Raw genomic sequence first — 24,628 nt, forward strand, 5'->3', positions numbered from 1 at the left:
CATTCTATTCGTCAGCTTAATTACTATTAACCGCTTCTCTTACAAACCCATTTGCCTGAATCAGCTTTGATTTTGCTGTTTCGGGATCTGTTCCGGTTAATATTTTTACGATTGCAGGTTTCACTTCATAATTAGTCTCTTCAAGAACATGCTCTGCTTCAGAATAGGGCACTCCTGTTGCTTCACTGACAATCATTTTAGCGCGCTCTTTCAACTTATAGTTTGAAGCATTTACATCTACCATCAGGTTCTGATAAACCTTTCCGAATTTAATCATAGAGGCTGTAGATATCATATTTAATATCATTTTGTGAGCTGTAGCAGCTTTTAACCTGGTAGAGCCAGTTAACACTTCAGGTCCCGTAACAACTTCTATCGCTACATCTGCATATTTGGAGATCTCTGAGTGTTTATTGCTGGTCAGACTGACTACCTTCGCACCAATGAAAGATGCATATTCTAATGCACCCTTAACGTATGGTGTTCTTCCGCTTGCTGCGATACCAATTACAACATCTCTTTTGCTGACTTTCCTGACTTCTAAATCTTTCACTCCCTGATTTTGATTATCTTCCGCTCCCTCGATTGCCTTAAAAAGGGATGCCTCTCCTCCTGCCAAAACAGCCTGTACTTTGTCGGCTGAAGTGCTGAAGGTCGGGGGACATTCTACGGCATCAAGCAAGCCGATCCTGCCACTGGTACCTGCACCTATGTAAAAAACTGATCCTCCATTTAGAAGAGCTTCTTTTACATAAGCAACTGCCTGGCCGATTTCCGGAAGAACAGCTTTTACCGCATCAGGGACCATTTTGTCTTCTTCGTTCATTAATTCAAGAATTTCATCAATAGTCATTTGATCAAGATTTTTAGATTTTTCATTTCTCATTTCGGTGGTCAGTTTCGATATCATTTCCATATGGCCATCACCCTAATTATAGAATTTATTTCATCAATCACACACGATCAACATCGGTCTGCAGCAGGCTGGTAGTGCTCCCTTAATTGATTTTTCACTTTTTGACTTATTGGTATATTACTTTGTTTTAGCGCAAGAATATAAGCTCCTGCCACAGGAGGTATATCAGGATTTATAATATTCAATTTAGTGTTCATTTCTGAATTTAGCTGAATGCAAAACATTTTCTTATAACGATCATTTGAAAAAAGCCCGCCATGAAGAACGATAGACATTTCTTCTTCATCCATCTGATTGATTGCTGCCTTTACGATAAGGCATTTTTCTAATACTGCCTGTTTAAGAATATTTTTTGCAACGGTATCTCCTGATTCGTCTGCCTTCATTACAATTTCAGCGAGACTTCCAATCAGTGTTCTTGTAAACTGATCTCCATATATAATCGGAATGATCTCCTGAATATTCTGTATTTCAAAGTGTTCCATGAGCATAGTGGTTAATAAGGTGTTAGAACCCCGGCCATCGAAACTTTTTAATACGCTTTTCAAAGCCATTTGCCCAATGTGATAACCACTGCCTTCATCTCCCAAAAGGTAACCCCAGCCGCCTATTCTGACCGGGTTATTTTCATCTTTTGATAATCCATAAGCAATAGACCCTGTACCTGCAATTAAGACGATTCCTGGCGCTCCTGCTGTGCCTGCGTACAAAGCAGCAATTGCATCATTCGCTATGCTGATCTTCTTTTCAAATTCTGTTCCCTGAAAAAATTGTCTGACTGTATGTTTATCAGATTCCCGATCACAGCCTGATAGACACATTTGTATCACTTCAATCTGATCATAAGAAACGTCTGTTTTTTGCATTACGTCTATGATTAAATGAAGAAGTCTTTCCTTAACATGATGATGTGAATTTGAATGAATGTTACTGGAAGCTGTTAATGACGCACCCAGGATATGTCCATTACGGTCTCCTATGACACAGGATGTTTTTGTTCCGCCTCCATCAATTCCAATCCATCTTTTTGAACTATCTGTTATTCCATTCACACGATCACTCCCCTAAATAACACCGGCTTCTTCCATCGTGATTGCTATGCGATTATGCAACTTTCTTCTAAAGCTGTTTATATTAGTTTCTCTCCCATAATGAACCCGGTTTGTTAATAATACGATCGCCAGATTTTTGTCAGGTGAAATCCACATGGAGGTTCCTGTAAACCCTGTATGACCATACCCGTTCTGCAGATACTGTCCAGAAAAAACCCCTGTAGAATACAACTGCCATCCAAGTCCGCGACTAAGATTCAAATCGTCAGTATAACAATGAGCTGCCACATCCACAGTCATCGGTGACCATAACCTTTTCCCATGATAAGTCCCTCGATTCAGGAATAACTGGCAGAATTTCGCCAGATCATTAACAGTTGAGAAAAGTCCGGCGTGACCGCTTACACCATTAAAATGATCTGCATTTTCATCATGTACACTGCCCCACTGGTAATCATTTAGTTCATCTCGAAACTCTGTAGCAGCCGTCTGTTTTTTCATGTGGTCCGGAGGGTTAAAAAAAGTATTCTGCATACCAAGTGGCATATAGATTTTATCGTTTGTAAATTCGTTTAATGACATACCGCTAACCTGCTCAATGAGGTAGCCCAGAGTAATATAGTTTAAATCACTGTATATAACCTCAGAGCCTGCAGGTTTTTTTGAAGTGATCCCTGCGATTTCAAGAACTGCTTCATCTACTGTCAGATTGCGCTCATAAAACTTAATCTCAGGTTGATATCCACTGGTATGAGTTAATAAATGTTTAATCGTAATGTCATCATTTTTTTCCTTGAATGATGGAATGTAATAAAAGACGGGATCATCGAGATCAATTTCACCTGCTTCGAGTAACAGTAATATCGCTGGTAAAGTCGATGTTACTTTCGTTAACGATGCAAGATCAAATAATGTTTCTTCAGTCACTTTAATCTCTTTTTCTTTATGTGCATAACCTGCTGAATATATGAAAGGCACGCTATTATTTGTTGTGACAGCCAGTACAGCACCAGGTAGTGTCCCGTTTTCAACTTCCTGATCAATCAGGTTTTTTATTTTAGAAAAATCCATTTGAGTATCCTTCAAGGCTTCTCCCCTCCAATTATCCTTTTACTGCGCCTTCTGTCATGCCTTTAACGATATGGCGCTGGAAAATTGCATAGAAGATAATAACAGGCACTACTGCAATAACAAGACCTGCAAATAAAGCGCCCCAGGCACTTTCATATTGCGCATTCGTACTTAATAAATCCATTTGTACACCCAGGGTATTTTTGCTTTCAGTTTGCAGCAAAATAAGTGCCATAAAGTATTCATTCCAGAACGTAATAGCATTTAAGATTGAAGCTGTAATAATCCCTGTTTTCACCATTGGAGTGACAATTTTAAACAGCACACCATATGGGCTCATGCCATCAACTGCTGCTGCTTCCTCCAGTTCTTTCGGGACACTCCCCATAAAGCTCGATAAGATGAATATCGTAAATGGCACCTGTGAAATTGCATAAACTGCTGATAATGCAAACAGGTTATCCAGAAGGTTCATATTCATTAATAAAAAGAATAATGGAATCCAACCGAGTACTGCCGGGATCATCATAGATGCAAGATAAACATTAAATAATACTTCACTGCCTTTAAAACGCAACCTTTCAAGTGCATAGGTTGTCGGAATTGAAAATGCCAGACAAAGTACAGTACCTAATACAGTTACAAATATCGTATTGAGAAAAGATGAACCTATACTGAAATCAACCCATGCAGATACAAAATTCCCAAAATTATAGGTTTCCGGCATGGACCATGGAGATGAAAAAATTTCGGCATTTGACTTAAAAGCACCAATGAACATCCATATTAATGGGAATACGACAAGTATCGACCATATAATTAATGGAATACGCACAGCAGCGCCGGTTAAAAATTTTGTCATAAATAAGTTCCCCGCTCCCTAGTATTCTACTTTTTCTCTTTTTAATACGAATTGCATAATTAAAACTGTCACTAAAGATAAAATGAGAATGAGTACACCAATTGTTGCACCGTATCCAAATTGGAAATCCTCGAATGCTTTTTGATATAAGTATGATCCCATAACTTCCGTTTCGTTACCTGGCCCCCCATTAGTCATGATTTGTACAAGTACAAATGAACCATTTAATGAAGTGATCACAATATAAATCATTGAGGTTTTGATTTGTGGCCATATTAATGGGACGGTAATTTTCCAAAACTGCTGCCATTCACTGGCTCCATCAATTTCAGCTGATTCGTATTGGCTTTTTGGGATATTCATAATTCCTCCCATAAGCAATAGCATGAATAATCCAATTCCTGCCCAAATTGCCGGTACTACTAAAGATGGTAACGCCCATTCCATTGAACCAAGCCAGGGTCTGGTCCAACTCTCAAGCCCAATGGAGGTTAACAGTCCATTGACAAGACCAATATCAGGCTCGTAGATAAATTGCCATAGGATCCCGATTACTACTACTGACATAATGTTTGGAAAGAAAAACACTACTCTGTAAAATGGTGCTTCTTTTACTTTCAATTGTGTCAAGGCTACAGCAAAAAATAGCGATAGAATCATAATGCCAATTACCTTGGTTACAACAAAGAAATAATCATTATAAATTGCCTTACCAATAATTTCATCGTTAAACATACGAACATAATTTTCAAATCCAACAAACTCTCTGTTTGCACTCATTCCCGACCAATCAAATAATGATAAATAAATACCATTTACCATTGGATAAACTGTAAAAATAACAAACAATAGAAAGGTCGGTAATAAGCAGAACGTCAAAAACAAGTATTTTTGTTTTTTAGACTGGACCACACCATCACTCTTTTCTTTTCAGTATTATTCAGAATACGAAGGTATTTCCCTTATAGATGGAGAGAGGAATGCAAAGTCTATACGACTCCGCATTCCTCCTTTAAGTCAATTATTCTCCTCTTAATTCTCTTGATTTATCTGCCATCGCTTTTACGAATTCTTCAGCAGTTATTTTACCCATCAAAATGTCAACACTGCGTGCTTTTACTTCATTCGTAATTTCAACAGCAATTTCCATCTCTTCCCCAGTAGGCTGGGCACGGTTATAAATCTCAATTGTTCCCGGATTATTAATTAGATCATTGATTCCTTTAAGAAACTCAGGTACATTCTCATTTGCACTCAAATCTACACCTTTAAGGTTCATGATAGCACCTGTTGATTCTGCAAATGCCTGTGCACGTTCTTCAGAGAACATAAACTCTACAAATGCTTTAGCTGCTTCAGGATTCTCAGCCTCTTTTGCAATTGCTACAGGTCTGATATCCGGCACGAGTGCCATTGCATCTCCTGAATCATTCATAGGAGTTGGAATAAAACCGTATTTAAAATCTTCCGGTGTATCATTCGCCATTTCATTTGGAAGCCAGAAGCCTACTGGTATATAAGCTGTTTCATGCATAAGGAAATTCATCTGTGTTTGTGTATGGCTTCGCGCAGCAAATCCTTCATCAATCAGGCCTGCGTCAACAATTTCCTGTACTTTTTTCATAATTTCCAGTGCTTCATCACTTTCCCATGCTTCTACGACACCATTTGATAAATTATTAAGTAACTCTTCTCCACCAGCTGCAGCAAATGCAGGGTTTAATACTCCCCTTTGGAAATACTGTGGATATTGACCAGTTGTAATGAATGGTTCAATTCCTGCATCGCTTTGGATCGTTTTCATTGATGCTAACCAGCTGTCAAAGTCTTCCGGGACTTCCCATCCTTCAGCTTCAAACCAGGCACTATCATACCAAGCACCCCATGTATCAAAGACTAGCGGAAGGCTATACACAGCCCCGTCGACTTCCTGAGCCGGAGAAATAAAGCTCTCCATTAATGGGGTATCACCTTCAAACGTTAGATCACTTGCCCAGTCACTAAGGTCCATTAACTGTCCATCATTAATCATTTGTGTTTCATTAGCACCGTTACCATCAATATAGACAACATCCGGTGGATCGTTTGAGATCCAGCGTGTTTTCATTTCTTCGTTAATGTTAGGTCCGGAATGTTCAATTACTTCAACATCTGGATACTCCTCTTTAAATGCTTCAATTGTACTCTTCCACCACTCATCACCGTATCCGCCCACAAAATATTGAACTTCAAGCTCTCCTGAAACCCCTCCTTCTGAATTGCTGTTATCAGCCTGTTCCGAAGATGAGTCGTCTGAAGAACATCCTGCTAATGCGATAAGTGATAACGCTGAAACTGATAACAAACTTCTTTTCAACTTTTTGTTATTCATTTATTTCCACCCCTATTTTTTATTATGTTTTAAAAGTAAGCGCTTTCTTTTATTGGTACTTTGCATTTGCGTTCAGCGTCTTCCCTTCACCCCCGAAAATAAAATTGTATTTCCAAATGAACACAGTGATTTTGATGCACGTATCGCCTTATCAGTATTAATGTTTTTTATTTATAGCTTCTCTGGTCTTATCCAAATAATTAATAGACTGTTCGTAATTTAAGGACGCAATGCCTATAAAGAGAATATCAATTACACTTAATTGGGCAATTCTTGATGCTGTTGCTCCGCTTCGAATGCTTGCTTCTATTGGAGAAACAAACAAATTAACAGATGACATTTTCTGTACAGTGTTAGTACCGTATGCTGTTAATGAAATAATATTTACTTTATTCTTCTCAGCCAGTTTTAATGTATTGACGATCTCTTTTGTCTCTCCGGAATAAGATATAGCAAGGACTACGTCTTGTTCATCCAGATGAACAGCTGATGTAAGCTGAGAATGACTATCTGTAAGAGCCTCACACCACTTATTGATTCTTCTGAGCTTTTGTTCAAAATCCAATGCGACAATAGCGGATGCCCCTACACCAATAACTACTACTTTTCTAGCATCTGCAATTAAATCAACGGCTGCTTTAATTGTTTTTTCATCCATCAAGTTCAGTGTACTTTTTATTGAATGAAGGTTATTATTTGCTACCGACTGAATGATATCTGTCAAACTGGTGTTTGCTGAAATGTCTCTGTACCTCTCTTCAGCATCATTGTGATTGCTCAGCGAAGCCGAAATACTCAGTTTTAATTCCTTAAAACCATTAATATGCAAAGAGCGGCACATTCTAATGATAGTCGCTTCACTTGTACTAACATTTTTTGCTAACATTGCGATTGGCATATCCAATACAAGTTGTGGATGATCAAGAATGTATTGAGCAACTTTTTTCTCAGACGGTTTTAGAGAAGACAAACCTTGTTTTAGCCTTTCAAGACCATTTACCATGTTACCTCCCAAACATAAAATGTAGCTTAACTACTAATTTTATTTAATTTATATGTAGCTTAACTACATTTTATGCAAGCACATTTGCAATGTCAATCATTTTTTTAATTTTCTAAATCTTATCTCTCAATCATTATTTAGATAATCCGCCAAATGCACAGCCTCCACCAGACCACTCAGTCCCGCTCGCTCAATCCCAAGCTTCATCTGCAGCAGACAGCCCGGATTCGCTGTGACAATTACGCCTGGTGCCGCTTCTTTTACGTTTTTCATCTTATCATCGAGGATCTGCATGCTCATTTCAGGTTGCACGAGATTGTAGACACCCGCTGAGCCGCAGCAGCCGTCTGCGTTTTTCATCTCGACATAATCGGCGCCTTCGACCATCTGAATAAGCTGGCGCGGTTCGTGGTGTACGCCCATGCCGTTTCTTAAGTGACATGAATCCTGATAAGTAACGCGATGCTGACGCTTTTTAAAGCGGATGCGCTCATCAAAGCCATGCTGAATGAGAATGCTTGAGAAGTCGCGGATCCTTGCCTTGAATCTGGCAGCACGTTCACGCCACTCCATGTCCTGAGACAGAAGGTGATCGTAACCCGCAAGATATGCGCCACACCCTCCGGCATTCAGCACAATATAATCTGCTTCCATTCCTTCAAATGCTTCTATATTCCGCTTTGCCATTTCAATCGCTTTTTCCTTTTCACCGGCATGGCCGTGAAGTGCCCCGCAGCAGCCCTGTCCATCAGGAATGACGATGTCACAGCCTGCTGACTGCAGGAGTCTGATCGTATTCTGATTCGTCTCCTGGAACATGGTATCCATCAGGCAGCCCTGAAAAAATGCCACTGTTGCTTTCTTTTCACCGGTTGCAAGGAGGCGCTTTCTATCAGTACGCGTTCTTTTCGGAATTGCTGGCAGCACCTTTTCCATCTCCCTCATCGATTCAGGAAACAGCTTTAAAAAGCCGATTTTCCGCACCCCTTTTTGCAGACCTGACGTCTGATAGAAGCGGACCAGACCAACTGCTCTATTCATCTGTTCGTTTTTTGGGAACAGCTCATTTAAAACTGTTCTGCGCACAACCTTCTCTTTCACAGAAGGCTTCTTATAGTCCTGAATAATCGTTCTGGCCTCTTCAAGCAGGTGACCGTACTGAACGCCTGCAGGACAGACCGGTTCACATGCACGGCAGCCGAGGCAGACATCAAGTGAGTTCGTCATCTCATCAGTGAGCGGCATCAGCCCATCGTGTACAGCTTTCATCATGGCAATACGTCCGCGCGGAGAGTGAACCTCATCTCCGCCGGTTTGTATGTAAGTTGGGCAACTGGGCAGACAGAAGCCGCAGCGCATACAGTTCATCAGTTCGCCTTCATCCATCCGTTCTGTAAAAGCCTGTTCAACTGTCATTTGCCAACCACCACACGTTTCTTTTCTGACTTACCGAATATTTTGTTCGGGTTCATGATATTATCCGGATCGAGTGACTGCTTGATTAGCTTCATAACATTGATCCCTGATGCACCAAGCTTCCACTCCAGATACGGCGCCTTCATCTCACCGACTCCGTGCTCTCCTGTGATTGTTCCGCCCAGGCGGATTGCCTCTTTGAAAATTTCTTCGAATGCCGCTTCCACACGGTGCATTTCTTCAGTGATACGCGCATCTGTAATACACGTCGGATGCAGATTCCCATCACCTGCATGACCGAACGTACAGATCGTCACCTGATGCTTTACGGCAATCTTCGTAATTGCCTCCACCATTTCAGCTACTTTTGACCGAGGTACAGTTGCATCTTCTAAAATAGTAGTCGGTTTCAGTCTTGCAAGAGCAGAGAGCGCTGAACGTCTCGCTGTCATCAGATTGTTCGCTTCTTCAGCGGTTTTCGCAAGCTCAACTGAAAAAGCCCCCTGCTTCTCACAGATTTCCTTCATCAACTGCATCTCATCATTCACAGCAGCCTCTGCGCCGTCCTGCTCAATTAAAAGGATCGCTTCCGCTTCAAGCGGCAGTCCGACTTTTGCAAAGTCCTCCACTGCACGGATCGTCGCACGGTCCATGAATTCAAGTGTAGCTGGAATGATCCGGTTCGCTATAATCGCAGACACTGCTTCAGCAGCCTGATCCATCGCTGCAAACTGCGCAAGCATCGTCTTTTTCGATGACGGCATTGGAATCAGCTTCAGTGTCGCTTCCGTAATGACACCAAGCGTACCTTCAGCTCCTGTCAGCAGCTTTGTCAGATCATAGCCCGCCACGTCTTTCGCCAGTTTACCGCCCGTTTTGATGACAGAACCATCCGGCATCACTGCTTCAAGACCAAGCACATAGTCCTTTGTCACACCGTACTTTAATCCGCGTAAACCGCCTGAATTCTCACTGATGTTCCCGCCAATTGTTGAAATTTTCATAGATGATGGATCAGGCGGATAAAACAGACCGCGCATTTCCACTGCATCAATCAGGTCCTTGGTGATGACACCAGGCTGCACTGTCACTGTCAGATTTTCTTCATCAATTTCAAGAATCTGATTCATCCGGTTGAACAGCAGCACAACCCCACCCGCAGTCGGCGTCGTTCCTGCACTTAAGTTCGTTCCGGACCCGCGCGGCACAATCGGAATGCCTTCTGACCTGCAAAATCTCACAATCTCAGACACTTCCTCTGCAGACCCGGGCGACACAACCGCATCCGGCATGGCCTGAAATCCGGGGGTGCCGTCATAGGAATAGGCTAGGAGATCGGCTTGTGAAGCACGGGCGTGACCATTTGTGATCCCTTTCAAGGTCTTTAATAATCGATCATTCATTTTAATCTCACCTCTTTTTTCAAATTACAATCTATTTGTCCTTCCTAAGAAATGATATAGAGTCTCTAGTTTCGTCAATTTGTTTCATTGTATTTTCATATTCTCTTGATGCAATGCATATGAGTAAGATATCAATAACATGAAGTTGTGCCATTCTGGATGAAGTAGCACCACTACGCAGTGTCGCTTCACCGGTTGGTGATATAAAAAGTTGAATATCAGCCTGTTCACTTACAAGAGACCGTCCATACTTTGTGATCCCAATCGTTTGTACACCTTTACTATGTGCCAACTCCAGTAGTCGGGCTACTTCAGGCGTATTACCTGAAAAAGATATTCCAACTACCACATCATTAACTCCTTTATTTGCAATTAAAGTCGCAGCCATATGTGTATCTGAAAAAGCATGTACTTCTTTACCTATCCGCATGAACTTTTGCTCTGCATCCTTTGCCGCAATATATGATCCTCCAAAACCGAGAAAGATAATAGATTTAGCCTTACTTAGTACTTCTACAGCTTGATTAATCTCTTTTACACTTAAAATATCTACTGTTTCTCTTAACATACGTATGGTATTTTGTGTGACCTTACTAACAATGTTTTTAACTTCCTCTTTGGGATTAATATCTCTGTAAGACTCTTTATTATCTTCCTTCAGATCCCCGGCAACACGGATTTTCAATTCCTGAAACCCAGAGAATCCCACAGATTTACACAGCCTTATCACCGCTGCACTGCTGGTTCCACTTTTTTCACCGAGCTTTGCAGCAGTGAGCTGAACTGCTTCCTCAGGATGCGAAAGAATATATTGAGCGATTTTACTTTCCGATTTCGGTAATTTACCTGCCATTTCAGAAAGTATAATGATCCCTCCCTTGATTTCTCCCATACTCGTCCTCACTTTCTATGTTATAAATCTTTCTATTTCATCTCAGCTTATCTATATTCATTTTAAAAATCAATTGAATTTTTAAAATATTATTTCATTATTTTTTGCATCATTATATACTGTGTATAAATATGACTCGGGAGTGCTATTATGATCAACCACCTAGAGATTGAGTACGTTATTAAAAATATCAAAAACAGGATTTGTATTTCTGATGGCAAAATTATATCTATATCCAACGCTTCTGCAGATCAAGCTGATATTTCAATCCCCCCAACCCACCATCTCCTTCCAGGCTTCATCGATCCCCACATACACGGGGCAGCCGGGGCTGATGTGATGGATGCGACACCTGAGGCACTTCAGGTGATGGCGGATGCGCTTGTGAAAGAAGGCGTGACTTCATTTCTCGCGACGACGATGACGCAGACTGAAGGTGGTGTGATGAAGGCGCTGCGGAATACAGCTGAATTTATGAGTCGGCAAACGTCAGGTGCTGAGGTGCTTGGGGTTCATTTGGAAGGTCCGTTTTTATCACCTGAAAAAGCCGGGGCACAGGATCCGACTTTGATGATTACACCGGACATTAAATTATTTCAGGCTTTTCAGGAAGCGTGCGGAGAGACAATTAAAGTAGTGACCGCTGCACCTGAACGGGAGAATGGCTTTCATTTTACAAAAGAAGTGTCAGACAGCGGTGTGACGGTTTCTGTCGGACATTCAGGTGCCACGTATGATGAATTGAAGCAGGCGATTGATGCAGGTGCGGGCCAGGTGACTCATCTGTATAACCAGATGAGTCCGTTTCATCACCGTGACCCTGGTGTGGCAGGCGGTGCGTTGCTGGAAAGAGGATTAAAGGCTGAAATCATTGCGGATTTTGTACATAGTCACCCTGAGGCGGTGAGGCTTGCCTGGAATGAAAAAGGTGCTGACGGTCTGATGCTGATTACGGATGCGATGCGTGCGAAGGGACTGTCTGATGGGACGTATGATCTTGGCGGCCAGCAGGTAACCGTGGAAGGAACTGAAGCACGGCTGGCTGACGGAACGCTTGCCGGCAGTGTACTGACGATGGAGCACGCGGTTAAAAATATGATGTCTATTACAGACATCACGATTGATGGCCTTGCAAAAATCACATCCGGGAATGCAGCGCACCAGCTTGGGGTATGGGATCGTAAAGGCAGTATTGAACCTGGAAAGGACGCGGACTTTGTTGTACTTGATGCATCCTTCAACGTGGTACTGACGATCTGCCGTGGTGAAGTTGTCTATCAGAAGGAGGGGTTGTCATGGATGTTGTGATTGTGAAGAACTACATTGAAATGAGTAAGCATGCTGCCGAATTGGTTGGTGAATGCATACGAAGTCATGAGGATCCGGTGCTCGGACTTGCTACAGGTGGCACGCCGATCGGAATGTACCAGCTGCTTGTCAGACAGTATCGTGAGGGGCTTCTTTCATTTAAAAATGTGAAGACATTTAACCTCGATGAATATATCGGGCTCGACCCGGCTCACTCAAAAAGCTATCACAGATATATGAACGAGCATTTGTTTTCCCACGTGGATATTCTAAGGGATCAGACGTTTATTCCAAATGGGATGGCATCAAACCTTCAAAAGGAGTGCAGGCAATATGAAAAGCTTCTGAAGAGAGTCGGACCGCCTGACCTGCAGATTTTGGGGATTGGGGAAAACGGTCATATCGGCTTTAATGAGCCTGGCAGTGATTTCGATGGAGATACACATGTGATCAGGCTTGCTGACTCAACGCGCGAGGCGAATGCACGCTATTTCCGCTCTCCTGATGAAGTCCCGACGCATGCGATCACAATGGGTGTAAAGTCTATTTTGCGCAGCAAGAAAATTGTCCTGCTCGCATCCGGAGAGAAGAAGGCTAATGCAGTGAAGCGGCTTTTAGACGGAGAGACAGATCCTGCGTTTCCTGCTTCAGCCTTATGTAATCATAAAGATGTTACGCTGATCGTTGATAACGCCGCGATGAGTAAATAATGCTCAGTTTTCCAAAAAAATAAATATTCTGCAAAACTAGATATTTAGTCCTATCCTCATGTATAATATAGGAGAAGATCGGTACAGGAGGTGGGACTTTCATATGTTCGATCCAATAACGCTTGGGGCAGTTTTATTTTTACTTGCGATCATTTCAGCTGTCGTCATGACGGTTACCTGGAAGATGAACCTCCAGGAAAGAGGACTTGGCATGTGGGCATGGGCTGCCATTATCGGCGGACTGGGCTTTCTTCCTTTGCCTTTTGCTTCATACATTGGATCTTATACTGTCGTACTGAATAACATTGCAACCATACTTGCGCCTCTGTTAATCCTTGAGGGGATTTTAAGATTTCGCGGTTATAGTGGAGAAAGACTGCGTTCTTACATATATGTACTGGTGATGATCTATTCAACTGTATTCATCATGATTCTAAGAGACGCTCCAAATGAACGGTTCTTATTTTTCGATTCATTAATGATTCCTATCTTCTATTTTTCGGCATTTTTTCTGCTGCGAAAATCTACCGGGATGGAAAGAAAAATATATATGCTGTCAGCTGCCATATTTGTGCTGATTGGGACTTCATTTGCAGGAAGATGGATTTTAGCATGGAATGGTTCATTTGACGCAAATCTGGATGCTCACCCATATACGAGTTATTTGTTTTTTGTTGTCATCATATGGACGCTTGGCTGGACGTACGGCCTTAGTATTGCCGTTCATTTTAGAAATCATAATCGAATTGTAAAGCTGGCAACTCATGATTACCTGACCGGCCTGCCGAATAGAAAATATTTAAGCGATTATATGGAACAGCTTCTTAAAGAGGAAACAAACAAATCTTTTGTTTTATTTTCACTGGATTTGAATGGTTTCAAACAAATTAATGACACCTTTGGCCATAAAACAGGCGATGATGTGCTAATTAAAATGGCTGACTCACTAAGAGACTTCTCGTGGCAGCGCTACACAGCTGTCCGTCTTGGTGGGGATGAGTTTGTTGTCATTATTCAGCAGCCTGTCGACGAGCAATCAATCTCTGATATGAAACAGGAACTCAGATATGCGATTGAAGATGACAAGCCAATTGAACACGGTGTGATTAACCTGAAGATTTCCATTGGCCACGCTGCTTATCCCACTGACGGTCAAACACTTGATGAACTGTTAGTGAAAGCTGATCACAAGATGTATCAGGAAAAATCACTCAGAAAACACCGGTCTGAAATTCATACAGCAGGCTTTCACATATGAATCGTTCGACAAATTTCCCGGGAAATAGAGATTTTCATCTCGACATTTCTCCGGGAATTTTTTTATACATTTCCTATAGGTTCTGCGGTTTCTTCAAACAGGTTGCGAATTAGCCACTTATGGTAAAAGTACTCACCTGCAGTCAAAATCAAACCAGCTGCGAGTGCTTCACCAAAGATATCGTTATAACCGAGCAGGACAAGTGTAAACCAGATCACAAGCGTCCCAAGAAGCAGGTCGCCAATCGTGCCAACCGTGTTCCCCGCATTTCTGACAACAAGCATATCCCCGATATAAGCGACTACATAAAGCACAACAGCAACAATGGTTGAATCTGTAAACGTCACCTCATTGAAGCCTGTCAGCACAATCCAGATCACCGGAAACAATATCAGCGCTTTGATCAGCATTGATTTCCCATGGTTCATGTCTAACACCCCCCGATCCTGTCACCGCCTTATTGTCTCACGTGTGGCGGACAATCATATTGATATAGAGTTGTCAGGAATGGGAGAAAATCCATGGCTGAAAATATGGGAAATGATCGTGTGCGATTGTGATACACTATAGAAAATAACGGTCTGGAGGGGTCAGTATGGATCATATGAAATCCGCTATTAAAAAACTCGTTGAATCTCTTGATCCGGAATTCATCCTGCTTTTCGGATCTCATGCCAGATCAACTGCGCGTGAAACAAGTGATTATGATATCGCTTATTATCCGACCAAACATATTGCACCGTTTAATCGTCTCATTTTAAAAAGCCAGCTGTCTGAACTGCTCGGTGCAGAAGCAGATCTGGTAGATCTTAAAACAATTGATACAGTTTTTGCTGCTCAGGTATATTATGACGGTGAATGTATATACGCAAAAAATGAAGATCTGTACCATAAAGAAAAAATTAAAAGTCTGGCGATGTATGTTGACTTGAATGAGATGAGAATGAATATATTGAAGGATGTTGAACAGCGGGGGCGTATATATGAAGAGTGATGTGGTCGTGAATAAAGTGTCATCCATTGAGCGTTGTATCCGTCGTGTGAAAGAAGTGTATGATCAAAACCCGGAAAATCTTGAAGATTACACTAAGCAGGATAGTATTGTTCTAAATATTCAGCGGGCCTGCCAGGTTTCGATTGATCTGGCATTACACATCGTTCAGACAAAAAAGCTTGGGATCCCAAAAACCAGCCGTGAAGCATTTGACTTTCTGGAAAAAGCAGCATGCATCAGTCCTGAAATCTCCGCTAACCTAAAAGCAATGGTTGGATTCAGAAATATTGCAGTCCATGAATATCAGGAGCTGGCACTGGATATTTTACAAGCCATCATTGAAGAACACCTGAATGATTTTACTGATTTTACTGAACAGATCCTGAAAATGAGATAACTCATATAAGAAAGCCCGGCACAACGCCGGGCTTTTCATCTTAACCGATTCTCTTCAACCGGCTCTGCTTCATAATCTGGCTGATTACCTCTGATAACACAATACCCATCGCAATGGATCCGGATACCATGAACGCTTTTGCCGCATAAGAAAGGGCCATATTATAGTCATTTGTTACAAACGAACGCATCGCATTGTACGCAGTTCCACCAGGTACGAGTGGAATAATACCGGATACAATATAAATAATAACAGGCGCTTTATAGACCCGGGAGAATACCTGACTGATCACTGCGATCATAAAAGCTGCTGCTACTGTTGAAGGTACTTCTCCGATCCCCTGAAGCGTCAGGATAAAAAATGCCATCCAGCCAAGCATCCCGACAAGTCCGCACTTCCAGAGTGCTTCTTTTGGTGCGTTAAAAATAATGCCGAATCCAGCAGCTGCAATAAAACTTGTAACCGTTTGAATCAAGATATCCACAGGCTCTCCCCTTTCTTATAATAATGTGACGACAACTGCGATTCCTGATCCAATCGCAAACGCGGTCAGGAAAGCCTCTGCCCCTTTAGATAAACCGGATATAAAATGTCCGGCGATCAGATCCCTAACTGCATTTGTAATCAACAGTCCCGGCACAAGCGGCATGACGGAGCCGATAATGATCTTATCAAGCTCCTGCCCAAGCCCCGTCATAACAGCGCCTGCTGCAAGAAGCCCAATCACCAGCGCAGCCATAAATTCAGAGAAAAATTTGATCAGCACGAGATCGTGTACGTACACAACACTCGCAAATCCGAGTCCGCCAATGATCACAGCCGGAATAAAATCAGCCCATGACCCTTGAAACATCATCAAAAAACAGCCGCTTGAGATCGCTGCTGCAGCAATCCGTGTTTTAAGTGAGTACGTTTCATCATCTTTGTATATTCTTTTTAAAATACGGTAAGCCTGCGGAACGTCCAGCTCTCCATTTGCGATCCTACGGGAGGTGCTGTTCACAAGCATCACTTTTTTCAAATCTGTGGTGCGGTCTGAAATCCGGATCAGCTTTGTTTTCGTCGGTTCTTCTGTCTCAATCGAAAACATGATGCCAGTCGGCGTTACGTAGCTGTGGGACTCTTTAATCCCGTAGTTCTTTGCGATCCGCATCATTGTATCTTCCACGCGGTATGTCTCCGCTCCGCTCTCAAGCATAATCTTTCCCGCAAGCAGACATACATCCATCATGTCATACTGCTCCTCAAGATACTGTTCCATATCTTCAATCTCCATCCCGTCACCACCTCCGTACCATTTCAGTGCTATTAGTGTAGCATGATTTATTTAGGGATGGGGAGGAAATTTCGGGGTGATTGTGGACAGTTTGAACTTATGACGGCGTTGAATTGACAGGATGTGAAAGCAAAAGGTGGATGACTGCCACAGAAACAGAAATGAATCCATACACCCGGACCTGCACTATCCACACCATTTACCCACAACTGTGTAAAAGATTTTCATTGACGAATCTCTAAAAAAGTGTAATATTACACTATAAGGAACTATTTAATCTAACGGAGGTGGATTTTTTGAATAAAGAGCAGGTTATCCACATGATTGCGGAAAAGATGAAGTTAATACGCGTAGAAAATGGTTATTCTCAGGACAAAATGGCTGACATTCTGGGGATATCTAAAAAAACACTTGTTCAGATCGAGAAAGATCGTTCCCTTCCAGGCTGGAATACAGTAGTGGCTATAACCGCCCTTTTTCATCAGAGTGAAGTGCTGCAACATACACTTGGAGATGAACCGCTTGAAGTCATCAGGCTGGTTACATTTGAACATGCAGATGAACCAGTCAGCCGAACGCTTGGCGGAAAAGTGTGGTGGAAAGAACTTCACAGTACTGGCGGATACCGTCTTCAGCAGAACGTTATCAGTAAGCATTACCGCGTTCTTGATCAGAAGCATTTCAGATGGATCAGTACGTTTGATGAAAAAGAAGCTTATCTGAGAATGGAGGAATTGAGCCATGGAAGAACGACCGAAGAATAATTTATTGAGAGTGATTGGAGTTATTTTTGTAGGATTTATCGGATTCTTCTTCGTCAGTTTCGCAAGTCTGTACACGCTGCTGATCATCGGACAGCGTGAAATGATCATCCTGATTGTCGTGAGTGTAGTTCTGTACATATTATTTATTCTCCGCTTTTTCCGGCTGCTTAAGGGTAAAAAGCTTACCTATACGATGGTTGTAATCACAGCAACTGTCCTATTAACAATTGGCAGTTTGGCCGCTTATGACGCTTACCTTGTGAACATTACAAATTCTGCGGAGGTCGACCTGGCTGAGTATGAGCCGTTTGAATCCGGTACAAAAGCTGTGTCGATGGATGGTGAAGCGTCATTTCATTTAGAAGAAGACTTACCAAGACTCGATGGTGCCACAGCACTGTATCCACTGTATTCAGCTTTTGTTCAGGCGGTTTATCCTGAGGGTGATTATCCACATGTGGGTAACTCAGTTGTTCAATCGACAAAGACAGATCAGGCGTATGAAAGGCTGATCGGGGAAGAAACAGACATCATTTTTACTGCAGGCCCTTCTAAAAGACAGGAACTTGCTGCAAAACGCGCAGGACACACATTTGATATGACACCAATCGGCCGCGAAGCTTTTGTGTTTTTTGTAAATGTGAATAACCCTGTGGATTCTTTGACCACTGAAGAAATTCAGGCTATTTACTCAGGTAAAATTACAAACTGGAAAGATGTCGGTGGAAAAGATGAAGACATCCAGGCATTCCAGCGCCCGGATGACAGCGGCAGCCAGACTGCACTTGAAAAATTAATGTACGGCATCCCGATTATGGAAGCACCCGGCGAAGAAATTGTCACCGGAATGGGTGGCATTATTAAAGAGACATCTGACTACCGCAATCACGGAAACGCAATCGGGTTCTCCTACAGATTCTTTTCCACAGAAATGGTGCGAAATGGGGATATCAAGCTGCTGGCCATTGACGGCGTTCACCCTTCAGCTGACTCGATCCGTGACGACAGCTATCCACTATCTGCTGAGTTCTATGCGATTACCGTTGGCGAACGGACTGAAAATGAACAGCAGCTGATTGACTGGATTTTGTCTGAAGAGGGACAGTGGATTGTGGAGGAGACTGGATATGTGAGTGTGGAGTAAAGCACTTTACTCTGCGCGCAAAAAAGCTGCCCGGATTTCAACTCCGGACAGCTTTTTGCTCTATTCTCCAGCAACCTTTACCAATACATGGCCGCGGATTTTACTCTCAATAATATCAGCCATCGCCTGCGGAACGTCTTCAAGCACTACTTCACGATCCACCAGTTCTTCAAGCATAGCCGGCTTCAGATCAGAGCCGAGACGCTTCCAGATCTGTTCCCGCAGCGGCATTGCGCAGTAGCCTGAATCCACACCAAGCAGGCTGACACCGCGCAGGATAAATGGATGCACAGTCGCCGGCACCTTAGTCCCGCCGGTCAAACCGCTGACTGCAACCGCCCCGTTCTGCTTCATTTTACTCAAAACAGAAGCCAGACTGTCACCGCCCACAGGATCTACAGCACCAGCCCAGACTCCTTTGTTTAGCGGTCTGATTTTCCCGCCGTCATACACTTCATCACGCGAAATTACTTTACCCGCGCCAAGAGATTTCAGGTAATCATGCTCTGAAGATTTCCCTGTACTTCCTGTCACCTCATACCCTTTTGCTGCGAGCATCGCAACAGCCATACTGCCGACGCCGCCTGTTGCACCAGTAACAAGCACTTCACCTGATTCAGGCGTTACATCCTCTTTTTCGAGCCTATGTACCGACAGTGCTGCTGTAAAGCCTGCAGTCCCGAAGATCATTGCCTCTCTTAATGAAAGTCCATCAGGTAATGGTACTACCCAGTCTCCCGGGATTCGGGCATACTCACTGTACCCGCCAAAGTGTGTTACGCCGATTTCATAGCTCGTTGCAATCACCTGATCCCCTTTTTGAAAACGGCTGTCCTCTGACGACTCAACCGTTCCTGAGAGATCAATCCCCGGTATAAATGGATAGGACTGAACGATCTTGCCATCTTTTAATCCGGCCAGCCCGTCTTTAAAATTGACGCTTGAATACGCCACTTTAATCAACACTTCTCCTTCCGGCAGCTGACCTTCTGTTACATCCGTCACTTTTGCTTCCACCTGATCATCTTTTAAGTCGACCATTACTGCTTTAAATGTCATGTTCAATTCCTCCCTTTGTTTACCGCGAAATATACGGATTTCCTTTTACGAAAAAGCGCCACGGATAATCGCGTGCTTCTCCTGTATTATCAATCCCGATCCGCGGACCTGTCATCACTTCAAAGTCACGATCTTCCCATCCTTCAAAAATCTGCAGCGGTGGCGCTGTGTAATGGGATCCGTAATCACTCATCGCAATCCCAAGCGCCTTCGTGAGCTTCCCGGGCCCATTCGTCCACTCAACCTGCTTTCTTCCTGGCCGCCTTGCTTCCATTAGATGAAGGCCTTCAACCGGTTCCACTGCCCGGATCAGCACAGCCTGCGGAGTATCCACCTCAGATGCCACAACATTCACAAGCGTGTGCGTATGCATCTGATACGTATACACAGAACCCGCTTTTCCAAACATAATCTCGGTCCGACGCGTCCGGCGGTTGCCATAACTATGCGCCGCCCGGTCCTCAGCACCCATATAGGCTTCTGTCTCCACAATAATTCCTGAAGCCCTGCCCTCAGGCGTATCCTTCACAAGCAGCTTTCCAATCAAAGCATCTGCAAGCTCCAGTGCAGACCTCTCATAAAAAGACTGTGCCAGTGGTTTCATGATCATCACACACTTTCTTTTGGTATACTTCTTCCTTTCCCTGTGTAGTTCCTGCTTAAAACAAGGGGCACACCGGGGACGGAGATGATTGTGCCACTTTTAGAATGACTATAAATTGCGCAGATCCATGGCGTGTGCCCGATCAACGCAAAAAAACACCCGCTCCTCAAAAGAGAAGCGGGTGTTTTGGAAGTGTAAAATTATAATTTTACAACGTTAGCAGCTTGGTCGCCACGGTTGCCTTGAGTGATTTCAAAGCTAACTTTTTGACCTTCTTCAAGAGTTTTGAATCCGTCGCCAGTGATAGCTGAGAAGTGTACGAATACGTCTTCGCCGCCGTCTACTTCGATAAATCCAAATCCTTTTTCTGCATTAAACCATTTTACTGTACCTTCGTTCATGGGTAATTCCTCCACTGTGTTCTAAGTTTTACTTAATAGCTGAGTAAAAACAAAGAATTCACATGCTATCACAAGCTTTTTACATGATAGGAAAATGTAAAAAGTTCCTGATAACATGTGAATTAGATGGTGTTACGTATTAAGCATGGTCTTATCATAGCATGGGGTTTTGGAAATAGCAAACCTTTTGGAGAAATACTTTACGACATGATTCGTCATCCCTGCTGTGCAAACGCTGTGAATGTGATTAAACGAGGATTGCTGTTAATGAGGAAAATATTAATATGACCTCAATAAAATTGTTGATGATCGGTAAGTTCGCGGATATAAACGGTAACTTGTGATCTTGACCCGAAAAGCCTGCATTGTAACTTCAACCCACTGTCCCAGCGCCCAACAAAAAAAGACTCTCCCTCAGGACAGCCTCTCTTCATTCATTTAGTATCGCTTTGTTTTACGGCTATTTAAAAACTTACGGATGAACGGGTACACGATCGGTCCGTATTTGATTGCGCGCTTAATGAGTCTTCCCATTATGAATCCCTCCCGCTTCTGCTCAAGTTAATCATGTTATTCCCATCTTGCGGAGGGTACAAACCTGTTTCTAACCATCGCTAACCCATCCCGCGTTGCAGTGCTTCTGGCAGGCAGCGCATGATTTATTCCGCCCAGTAGCGTCTTGCCCCGCACCATTCTTTTTCATAAAATGTTCCTGCGATTTCCTGGATCATGATTTTTTTGCCGGGTGTCGGAGAGTGAATCATTTTTCCGTCCCCATGATAGATGGCCACATGATGCAGGTCTCCTTTTCCTTCTTCGTACGCGAAAAAAATAAGATCCCCGGGACGTACGTCTTCTTTAGAGATTTCTTTACCTGCAGCCGCCTGATCTGAGGCGTCCCGCGGGATCAGATAACCGTTCGCCCGCATCATGGAGTAGCTGAAGCCTGAGCAGTCATAGCCGTGCGGCGTCATGCCGCCCCAGAGATACAGCAGGTCAAGAAATCTTTCCCCGTCTTTTAATATATCAGCAGGCGTCCCTTTTTTCAGGTCACCGTGGAAAAGTTTTACGGCATCCCTTTTGACATAAGCCTGACCATGCGGGCTGTGGACTTCAACAAGGCCATCCTGCATTCCAGTTACAGGGAGTGTTGTAGTGAATGCGAGCGTGGTCAACATCTCTCCGTTTTCGTTTAAAAGGGGAGTGAAGTCTGATGTAACGATAATTTTCTCTTCTGACGGCTCCATATCAGCTGCGTCAATTTCAGTCAGCTGGGTAGCCGGAATCCAGCCCGGGTAGCCTGCCGGGTGCTTTTTAGAGCTTTGGGACAGAACGACAACCTGTGCCCAGTCCCCCTGTATTTCTTCAATCGTTACGATGTCTCCATACAGCACCTGCGACTGCACGCGGTTGCTGTCAAGCAGGTCCTTACGTTCTTCAGCGGTCATGCCTGCAAGCCATTTTTCAAGCTCAACAGGTGACGCGAGCGCCGGTGCATCAATGTCGCGCGGTGATGCCGGCTCTGTCCAGAGTGTTGCTGCTGTTACATTGATATGAGCTGTTCTCACGCTTGTCCCCTCCCAATTACTGCATGATCTTTTATTGATTCAATGCCAAGACCTGCTGCCTCTGAAAACGTCATGCGTGCGCGGTCGAACTGTACGCCTCCATCCACAATATCCTCAGCAAGTAAAAGCGGCGCATCAAAATCATAGCGCGTAATGATCCGCTGGCTTGCAGCAAAATGCGCGGCTGCTGAGATGCCGACTTTTGTCTCGATCATACTGCCTGTCATACACGGAATGTCATACGCTTCAGCAAGCTTTGCAATGATCAGTGCCTGATGAATGCCGCCTGCTTTCATGAGCTTAATGTTAATCAGATCCGCTGCCCGCATTTCGAGTACACGAATGGCGTCCTGGGGGCTGAACACACTTTCATCAGCCATTATTGGTGTATATGTATGGTCTGTTACGTATTTTAATCCTTTTATATCATGCGCTTTTACCGGCTGTTCAACGAGTTCAATATTAAGTCCCTCATCTTCCATCCGGCTGATCGCATATACCGCCTCTTTCGCTGTCCAGCCCTGATTCGCGTCGAGCCTGAGCGTGCAGTCTGTCTTTTCACGAATCGCTCTGATCCGCTTCAGATCATCTTCAATCGCACCGATCCCGACTTTAATTTTCAGAACTGAAAAACCATCCTGGTTAAATTGCTTAGCATCCTCAGCCATTTCTTCAGGTTCATTCACACTGACCGTATAATCTGTATCAAACGCGTCAGCCGCTCCCCCAAGGAACTGATACAGCGGCATGCCCGCGTACTGTGCAAGTAAGTCATAGATCGCACAGTCCACCGCCGCTTTAGCGCTTGTATTCCGGACCATCGCTGTGTTGATCGTGTGCAGCAGATTCTCTCTATCTAAAAGTGATTGCCCCAAGCATTGCGGGGCGATAATGCCATTGATGGCTTCCTCAATACCAGCCAGCGAATCTCCTGTAATCACATGGGTCGGCGGTGCCTCACCATATCCTGTACAGCCTTCTTCATCTGTGATTCTCACTATGACAGAGTCAGATACCGTCAGCGTTCTAAGTGCTGTTTTAAATGGCTTTTTCAGCGGCACCCTTACACGGAACGTTTCAACGCTGCGGATCTTCATTACTCAATCCCCGGCAGCAGTGTGAGCGTTTTATCAGCAGCTGACAGCTTTGCATTGACTCCAAGCGGCACAGAAAAATGCGGTTCACAGTGGCCGATCTTAAATCCTGATACAACCGGAATCCCAAGGTCTCCTAAATAATGCTGCAGCACTTCCTCAAGCGACAGTGACGGCTTTCCGTTTGTCGGTAAAGCATTTTTAAAATCACCCACTACAATCCCGTTCAATTCTTGCAGCTTACCTGCTGACTTCAGCTGGTTCAGCATCGCGTCAATTTTGTAAGGCTCCTCATCGATATCTTCTATTAAAAGAATTTTATCCTTCATCTCAATTTCGTGCGGTGTATTCAGTGTGCTCATAATCAGTGACAGGTTCCCGCCGGTCAGTTCACCGGTTGCACCACCTGAAGCGATCACATTCAGCTCACCGAAAGCTTCCGTATAATGAAGCTCTCTTGGTTCAAACAGCTGCGCAAACATTTTCCCTGAAAGCTCGTGAAATTCATCTTTGCCGATATCAGAAGCAGGCATCGGACCGTGGAATGTGATAAGCCCTGTCGCCTGTCGGATTGCTGTATGTAAATAAGTAATATCGCTGTAGCCCCAGAAAATCTTCGGATTGTTGCGGATCAGGTCATAATCAATTTTGTCAGCAATCCTGCCTGTACCATACCCTCCGCCGGCGCAAATGACAGCTTTTATTTCCGGGTCAGCAAACATTGCGTGCAGATCCTCAAGCCTTTCCTCATCTCGACCTGCGAGGTAGCCGTTGACGTTGCGGACATGTTTCCCTTCCTTCACTTTCAGCCCGAGTGACGTGAAAAATTCAATCGATTTTTCCATACTTTCTATATTCGGCGGACTTGCAGGGGCAATAAACCCGACTGCGTCTCCGCTTTGCAGTCTATTTGGATAGATCATGTTTGTCGTGCTCCTTTTTTATGTTTGAGTATTGGGTTGAACGGTCTTTCTTTTGAGAGTAGAAGGCATTGAGTTGGCAAAGTGCGTGAATGCGTCTAGGACAATATACCCGAAGCGTCGAACATAGTGCTGCTAAAGCCGA

At 43.6% G+C, this 24,628-nt stretch carries 26 protein-coding genes; 7 read left to right on the forward strand and 19 right to left on the reverse strand.

From position 1 onward, the window contains the following. Positions 1-16: 16 nt before the first annotated feature. The 10 genes from murQ to KP77_RS15585 form a co-directional block, all read right to left on the reverse strand. The gene (gene murQ, locus KP77_RS15540; protein WP_041123660.1) at positions 17-916 is read right to left on the reverse strand and encodes an N-acetylmuramic acid 6-phosphate etherase; all 900 of its coding nucleotides are present in this window, start codon (positions 914-916) and stop codon (positions 17-19) included. A gap of 47 nt (positions 917-963) precedes the next feature. Then, the gene (locus tag KP77_RS15545) at positions 964-1,968 is read right to left on the reverse strand and encodes a BadF/BadG/BcrA/BcrD ATPase family protein (RefSeq protein WP_052474345.1); all 1,005 of its coding nucleotides are present in this window, start codon (positions 1,966-1,968) and stop codon (positions 964-966) included. Positions 1,969-1,980: 12 nt separating this feature from the next. Beyond that, complete coding sequence (locus tag KP77_RS15550) at positions 1,981-3,054, reverse strand: serine hydrolase domain-containing protein (protein ID WP_052474347.1); 1,074 nt, start codon at positions 3,052-3,054, stop codon at positions 1,981-1,983. A gap of 16 nt (positions 3,055-3,070) precedes the next feature. Further along, complete coding sequence (locus KP77_RS15555; RefSeq protein WP_041123661.1) at positions 3,071-3,901, reverse strand: carbohydrate ABC transporter permease; 831 nt, start codon at positions 3,899-3,901, stop codon at positions 3,071-3,073. A gap of 18 nt (positions 3,902-3,919) precedes the next feature. Further along, on the reverse strand, positions 3,920-4,813 hold the full coding sequence (locus KP77_RS15560) for a carbohydrate ABC transporter permease (protein ID WP_041123662.1): 894 nt from the start codon (positions 4,811-4,813) through the stop codon (positions 3,920-3,922). A gap of 109 nt (positions 4,814-4,922) precedes the next feature. Continuing rightward, positions 4,923-6,272 carry an extracellular solute-binding protein gene (locus KP77_RS15565; RefSeq protein WP_041123663.1) on the reverse strand — a complete coding sequence of 450 codons (1,350 nt, stop codon included), beginning with the start codon at positions 6,270-6,272 and terminating at the stop codon, positions 4,923-4,925. Between the two features lie 157 nt (positions 6,273-6,429). Beyond that, positions 6,430-7,275, reverse strand: coding sequence for a MurR/RpiR family transcriptional regulator (locus tag KP77_RS15570; protein WP_041123664.1), 846 nt, complete (start codon positions 7,273-7,275; stop codon positions 6,430-6,432). A 126-nt stretch (positions 7,276-7,401) separates the two neighbouring features. Then, positions 7,402-8,691 carry a (Fe-S)-binding protein gene (locus KP77_RS15575; RefSeq protein WP_041123665.1) on the reverse strand — a complete coding sequence of 430 codons (1,290 nt, stop codon included), beginning with the start codon at positions 8,689-8,691 and terminating at the stop codon, positions 7,402-7,404. Then, positions 8,688-10,094, reverse strand: coding sequence for an FAD-binding oxidoreductase (locus KP77_RS15580; RefSeq protein ID WP_052474349.1), 1,407 nt, complete (start codon positions 10,092-10,094; stop codon positions 8,688-8,690). Before KP77_RS15580 ends, KP77_RS15575 begins: the two co-directional genes overlap by 4 nt. Positions 10,095-10,125: 31 nt before the next feature. After that, a complete protein-coding gene (locus KP77_RS15585; RefSeq protein WP_041123666.1) occupies positions 10,126-10,986 on the reverse strand; it encodes a MurR/RpiR family transcriptional regulator in 861 nt (286 codons plus the stop codon). Between the two features lie 150 nt (positions 10,987-11,136). Here KP77_RS15585 and nagA point away from each other — a divergent pair, with 150 nt between their 5' ends. The 3 genes from nagA to KP77_RS15600 all read left to right on the forward strand — a co-directional run bounded on the left by nagA (position 11,137) and on the right by KP77_RS15600 (position 14,262). Continuing rightward, positions 11,137-12,294 (forward strand): N-acetylglucosamine-6-phosphate deacetylase, encoded by a 1,158-nt coding sequence (nagA, locus tag KP77_RS15590; protein ID WP_041123667.1) that lies wholly within the window; start codon positions 11,137-11,139, stop codon positions 12,292-12,294. After that, positions 12,282-13,004: a glucosamine-6-phosphate deaminase gene (gene nagB / locus KP77_RS15595; RefSeq protein WP_041123668.1), complete on the forward strand. Its 723-nt coding sequence runs from the start codon at positions 12,282-12,284 to the stop codon at positions 13,002-13,004. The genes nagA and nagB overlap by 13 nt, the downstream gene beginning before the upstream one ends. Positions 13,005-13,107: 103 nt before the next feature. Continuing rightward, entirely contained in the window at positions 13,108-14,262 is a 1,155-nt protein-coding gene (locus KP77_RS15600) for a GGDEF domain-containing protein (protein ID WP_041123669.1), read from the forward strand. A 62-nt stretch (positions 14,263-14,324) separates the two neighbouring features. On the opposite strand, the gene KP77_RS15605 is transcribed toward KP77_RS15600, so the two are convergent. Continuing rightward, a complete protein-coding gene (locus KP77_RS15605; protein WP_041123670.1) occupies positions 14,325-14,690 on the reverse strand; it encodes a DUF2512 family protein in 366 nt (121 codons plus the stop codon). 167 nt (positions 14,691-14,857) lie between these two features. On the opposite strand from KP77_RS15605, the gene mntA reads away from it, so the two are divergent. Both mntA and hepT read left to right on the forward strand, forming a co-directional pair. After that, positions 14,858-15,256 (forward strand): type VII toxin-antitoxin system MntA family adenylyltransferase antitoxin, encoded by a 399-nt coding sequence (gene mntA / locus KP77_RS15610; protein ID WP_041123671.1) that lies wholly within the window; start codon positions 14,858-14,860, stop codon positions 15,254-15,256. Further along, positions 15,246-15,653: a type VII toxin-antitoxin system HepT family RNase toxin gene (gene hepT / locus KP77_RS15615; RefSeq protein ID WP_041123672.1), complete on the forward strand. Its 408-nt coding sequence runs from the start codon at positions 15,246-15,248 to the stop codon at positions 15,651-15,653. The genes mntA and hepT overlap by 11 nt, the downstream gene beginning before the upstream one ends. Before the next feature lie 40 nt (positions 15,654-15,693). Here hepT and KP77_RS15620 read toward each other — a convergent pair whose 3' ends face one another. Both KP77_RS15620 and KP77_RS15625 read right to left on the reverse strand, forming a co-directional pair. Further along, a complete protein-coding gene (locus KP77_RS15620) occupies positions 15,694-16,137 on the reverse strand; it encodes a threonine/serine exporter family protein (protein WP_041123673.1) in 444 nt (147 codons plus the stop codon). Between the two features lie 15 nt (positions 16,138-16,152). After that, positions 16,153-16,914, reverse strand: a complete 762-nt coding sequence (locus KP77_RS15625) for a threonine/serine exporter family protein (RefSeq protein WP_041123826.1) — start codon at positions 16,912-16,914, stop codon at positions 16,153-16,155. A 311-nt stretch (positions 16,915-17,225) separates the two neighbouring features. On the opposite strand from KP77_RS15625, the gene KP77_RS15630 reads away from it, so the two are divergent. Together KP77_RS15630 and KP77_RS15635 are read left to right on the forward strand one after the other, a co-directional pair. Next, positions 17,226-17,693 carry a helix-turn-helix transcriptional regulator gene (locus KP77_RS15630; protein ID WP_041123674.1) on the forward strand — a complete coding sequence of 156 codons (468 nt, stop codon included), beginning with the start codon at positions 17,226-17,228 and terminating at the stop codon, positions 17,691-17,693. Continuing rightward, the gene (locus tag KP77_RS15635) at positions 17,671-18,837 is read left to right on the forward strand and encodes a PstS family phosphate ABC transporter substrate-binding protein (protein ID WP_041123675.1); all 1,167 of its coding nucleotides are present in this window, start codon (positions 17,671-17,673) and stop codon (positions 18,835-18,837) included. Before KP77_RS15630 ends, KP77_RS15635 begins: the two co-directional genes overlap by 23 nt. 60 nt (positions 18,838-18,897) lie before the next feature. On the opposite strand, the gene KP77_RS15640 is transcribed toward KP77_RS15635, so the two are convergent. The 6 genes from KP77_RS15640 to KP77_RS15665 form a co-directional block, all read right to left on the reverse strand. Next, on the reverse strand, positions 18,898-19,902 hold the full coding sequence (locus tag KP77_RS15640; protein ID WP_200889079.1) for an acrylyl-CoA reductase family protein: 1,005 nt from the start codon (positions 19,900-19,902) through the stop codon (positions 18,898-18,900). A 13-nt stretch (positions 19,903-19,915) separates the two neighbouring features. Continuing rightward, positions 19,916-20,506: a DNA-3-methyladenine glycosylase gene (locus tag KP77_RS15645; protein WP_152614755.1), complete on the reverse strand. Its 591-nt coding sequence runs from the start codon at positions 20,504-20,506 to the stop codon at positions 19,916-19,918. 194 nt (positions 20,507-20,700) lie between these two features. Continuing rightward, positions 20,701-20,901, reverse strand: a complete 201-nt coding sequence (locus KP77_RS15650) for a cold-shock protein (RefSeq protein WP_041123677.1) — start codon at positions 20,899-20,901, stop codon at positions 20,701-20,703. A gap of 659 nt (positions 20,902-21,560) precedes the next feature. Then, positions 21,561-22,469, reverse strand: coding sequence for a C40 family peptidase (locus tag KP77_RS15655; protein WP_041123678.1), 909 nt, complete (start codon positions 22,467-22,469; stop codon positions 21,561-21,563). Next, positions 22,466-23,566, reverse strand: a complete 1,101-nt coding sequence (locus KP77_RS15660; protein WP_041123679.1) for a dipeptide epimerase — start codon at positions 23,564-23,566, stop codon at positions 22,466-22,468. Before KP77_RS15660 ends, KP77_RS15655 begins: the two co-directional genes overlap by 4 nt. Then, entirely contained in the window at positions 23,566-24,486 is a 921-nt protein-coding gene (locus KP77_RS15665) for a S66 peptidase family protein (RefSeq protein ID WP_041123680.1), read from the reverse strand. The genes KP77_RS15660 and KP77_RS15665 overlap by 1 nt, the downstream gene beginning before the upstream one ends. Positions 24,487-24,628 lie beyond the last annotated feature (142 nt).

The sequence above is a fragment of the Jeotgalibacillus alimentarius genome (assembly GCF_000829445.1).
Taxonomy (GTDB): Bacteria; Bacillota; Bacilli; order Bacillales; family Jeotgalibacillaceae; genus Jeotgalibacillus; species Jeotgalibacillus alimentarius.

Excerpts from the sequence above, each read along its gene's own strand:
- murQ (WP_041123660.1), bottom strand. The coding sequence starts at position 916 with ATGGAAATGATATCGAAACTGACCACCGAAATGAGAAATGAAAAATCT.
- KP77_RS15555 (WP_041123661.1), bottom strand. The coding sequence starts at position 3,901 with ATGACAAAATTTTTAACCGGCGCTGCTGTGCGTATTCCATTAATTATA.
- KP77_RS15565 (WP_041123663.1), bottom strand. The coding sequence starts at position 6,272 with ATGAATAACAAAAAGTTGAAAAGAAGTTTGTTATCAGTTTCAGCGTTA.
- KP77_RS15570 (WP_041123664.1), bottom strand. The coding sequence starts at position 7,275 with ATGGTAAATGGTCTTGAAAGGCTAAAACAAGGTTTGTCTTCTCTAAAA.
- KP77_RS15575 (WP_041123665.1), bottom strand. The coding sequence starts at position 8,691 with ATGACAGTTGAACAGGCTTTTACAGAACGGATGGATGAAGGCGAACTG.
- KP77_RS15580 (WP_052474349.1), bottom strand. The coding sequence starts at position 10,094 with ATGAATGATCGATTATTAAAGACCTTGAAAGGGATCACAAATGGTCAC.
- KP77_RS15585 (WP_041123666.1), bottom strand. The coding sequence starts at position 10,986 with ATGGGAGAAATCAAGGGAGGGATCATTATACTTTCTGAAATGGCAGGT.
- nagA (WP_041123667.1), top strand. The coding sequence starts at position 11,137 with ATGATCAACCACCTAGAGATTGAGTACGTTATTAAAAATATCAAAAAC.
- nagB (WP_041123668.1), top strand. The coding sequence starts at position 12,282 with ATGGATGTTGTGATTGTGAAGAACTACATTGAAATGAGTAAGCATGCT.
- KP77_RS15600 (WP_041123669.1), top strand. The coding sequence starts at position 13,108 with ATGTTCGATCCAATAACGCTTGGGGCAGTTTTATTTTTACTTGCGATC.
- KP77_RS15605 (WP_041123670.1), bottom strand. The coding sequence starts at position 14,690 with ATGAACCATGGGAAATCAATGCTGATCAAAGCGCTGATATTGTTTCCG.
- mntA (WP_041123671.1), top strand. The coding sequence starts at position 14,858 with ATGGATCATATGAAATCCGCTATTAAAAAACTCGTTGAATCTCTTGAT.
- hepT (WP_041123672.1), top strand. The coding sequence starts at position 15,246 with ATGAAGAGTGATGTGGTCGTGAATAAAGTGTCATCCATTGAGCGTTGT.
- KP77_RS15625 (WP_041123826.1), bottom strand. The coding sequence starts at position 16,914 with ATGGAACAGTATCTTGAGGAGCAGTATGACATGATGGATGTATGTCTG.
- KP77_RS15635 (WP_041123675.1), top strand. The coding sequence starts at position 17,671 with ATGGAAGAACGACCGAAGAATAATTTATTGAGAGTGATTGGAGTTATT.
- KP77_RS15645 (WP_152614755.1), bottom strand. The coding sequence starts at position 20,506 with ATGATCATGAAACCACTGGCACAGTCTTTTTATGAGAGGTCTGCACTG.
- KP77_RS15650 (WP_041123677.1), bottom strand. The coding sequence starts at position 20,901 with ATGAACGAAGGTACAGTAAAATGGTTTAATGCAGAAAAAGGATTTGGA.
- KP77_RS15660 (WP_041123679.1), bottom strand. The coding sequence starts at position 23,566 with ATGAAGATCCGCAGCGTTGAAACGTTCCGTGTAAGGGTGCCGCTGAAA.
- KP77_RS15665 (WP_041123680.1), bottom strand. The coding sequence starts at position 24,486 with ATGATCTATCCAAATAGACTGCAAAGCGGAGACGCAGTCGGGTTTATT.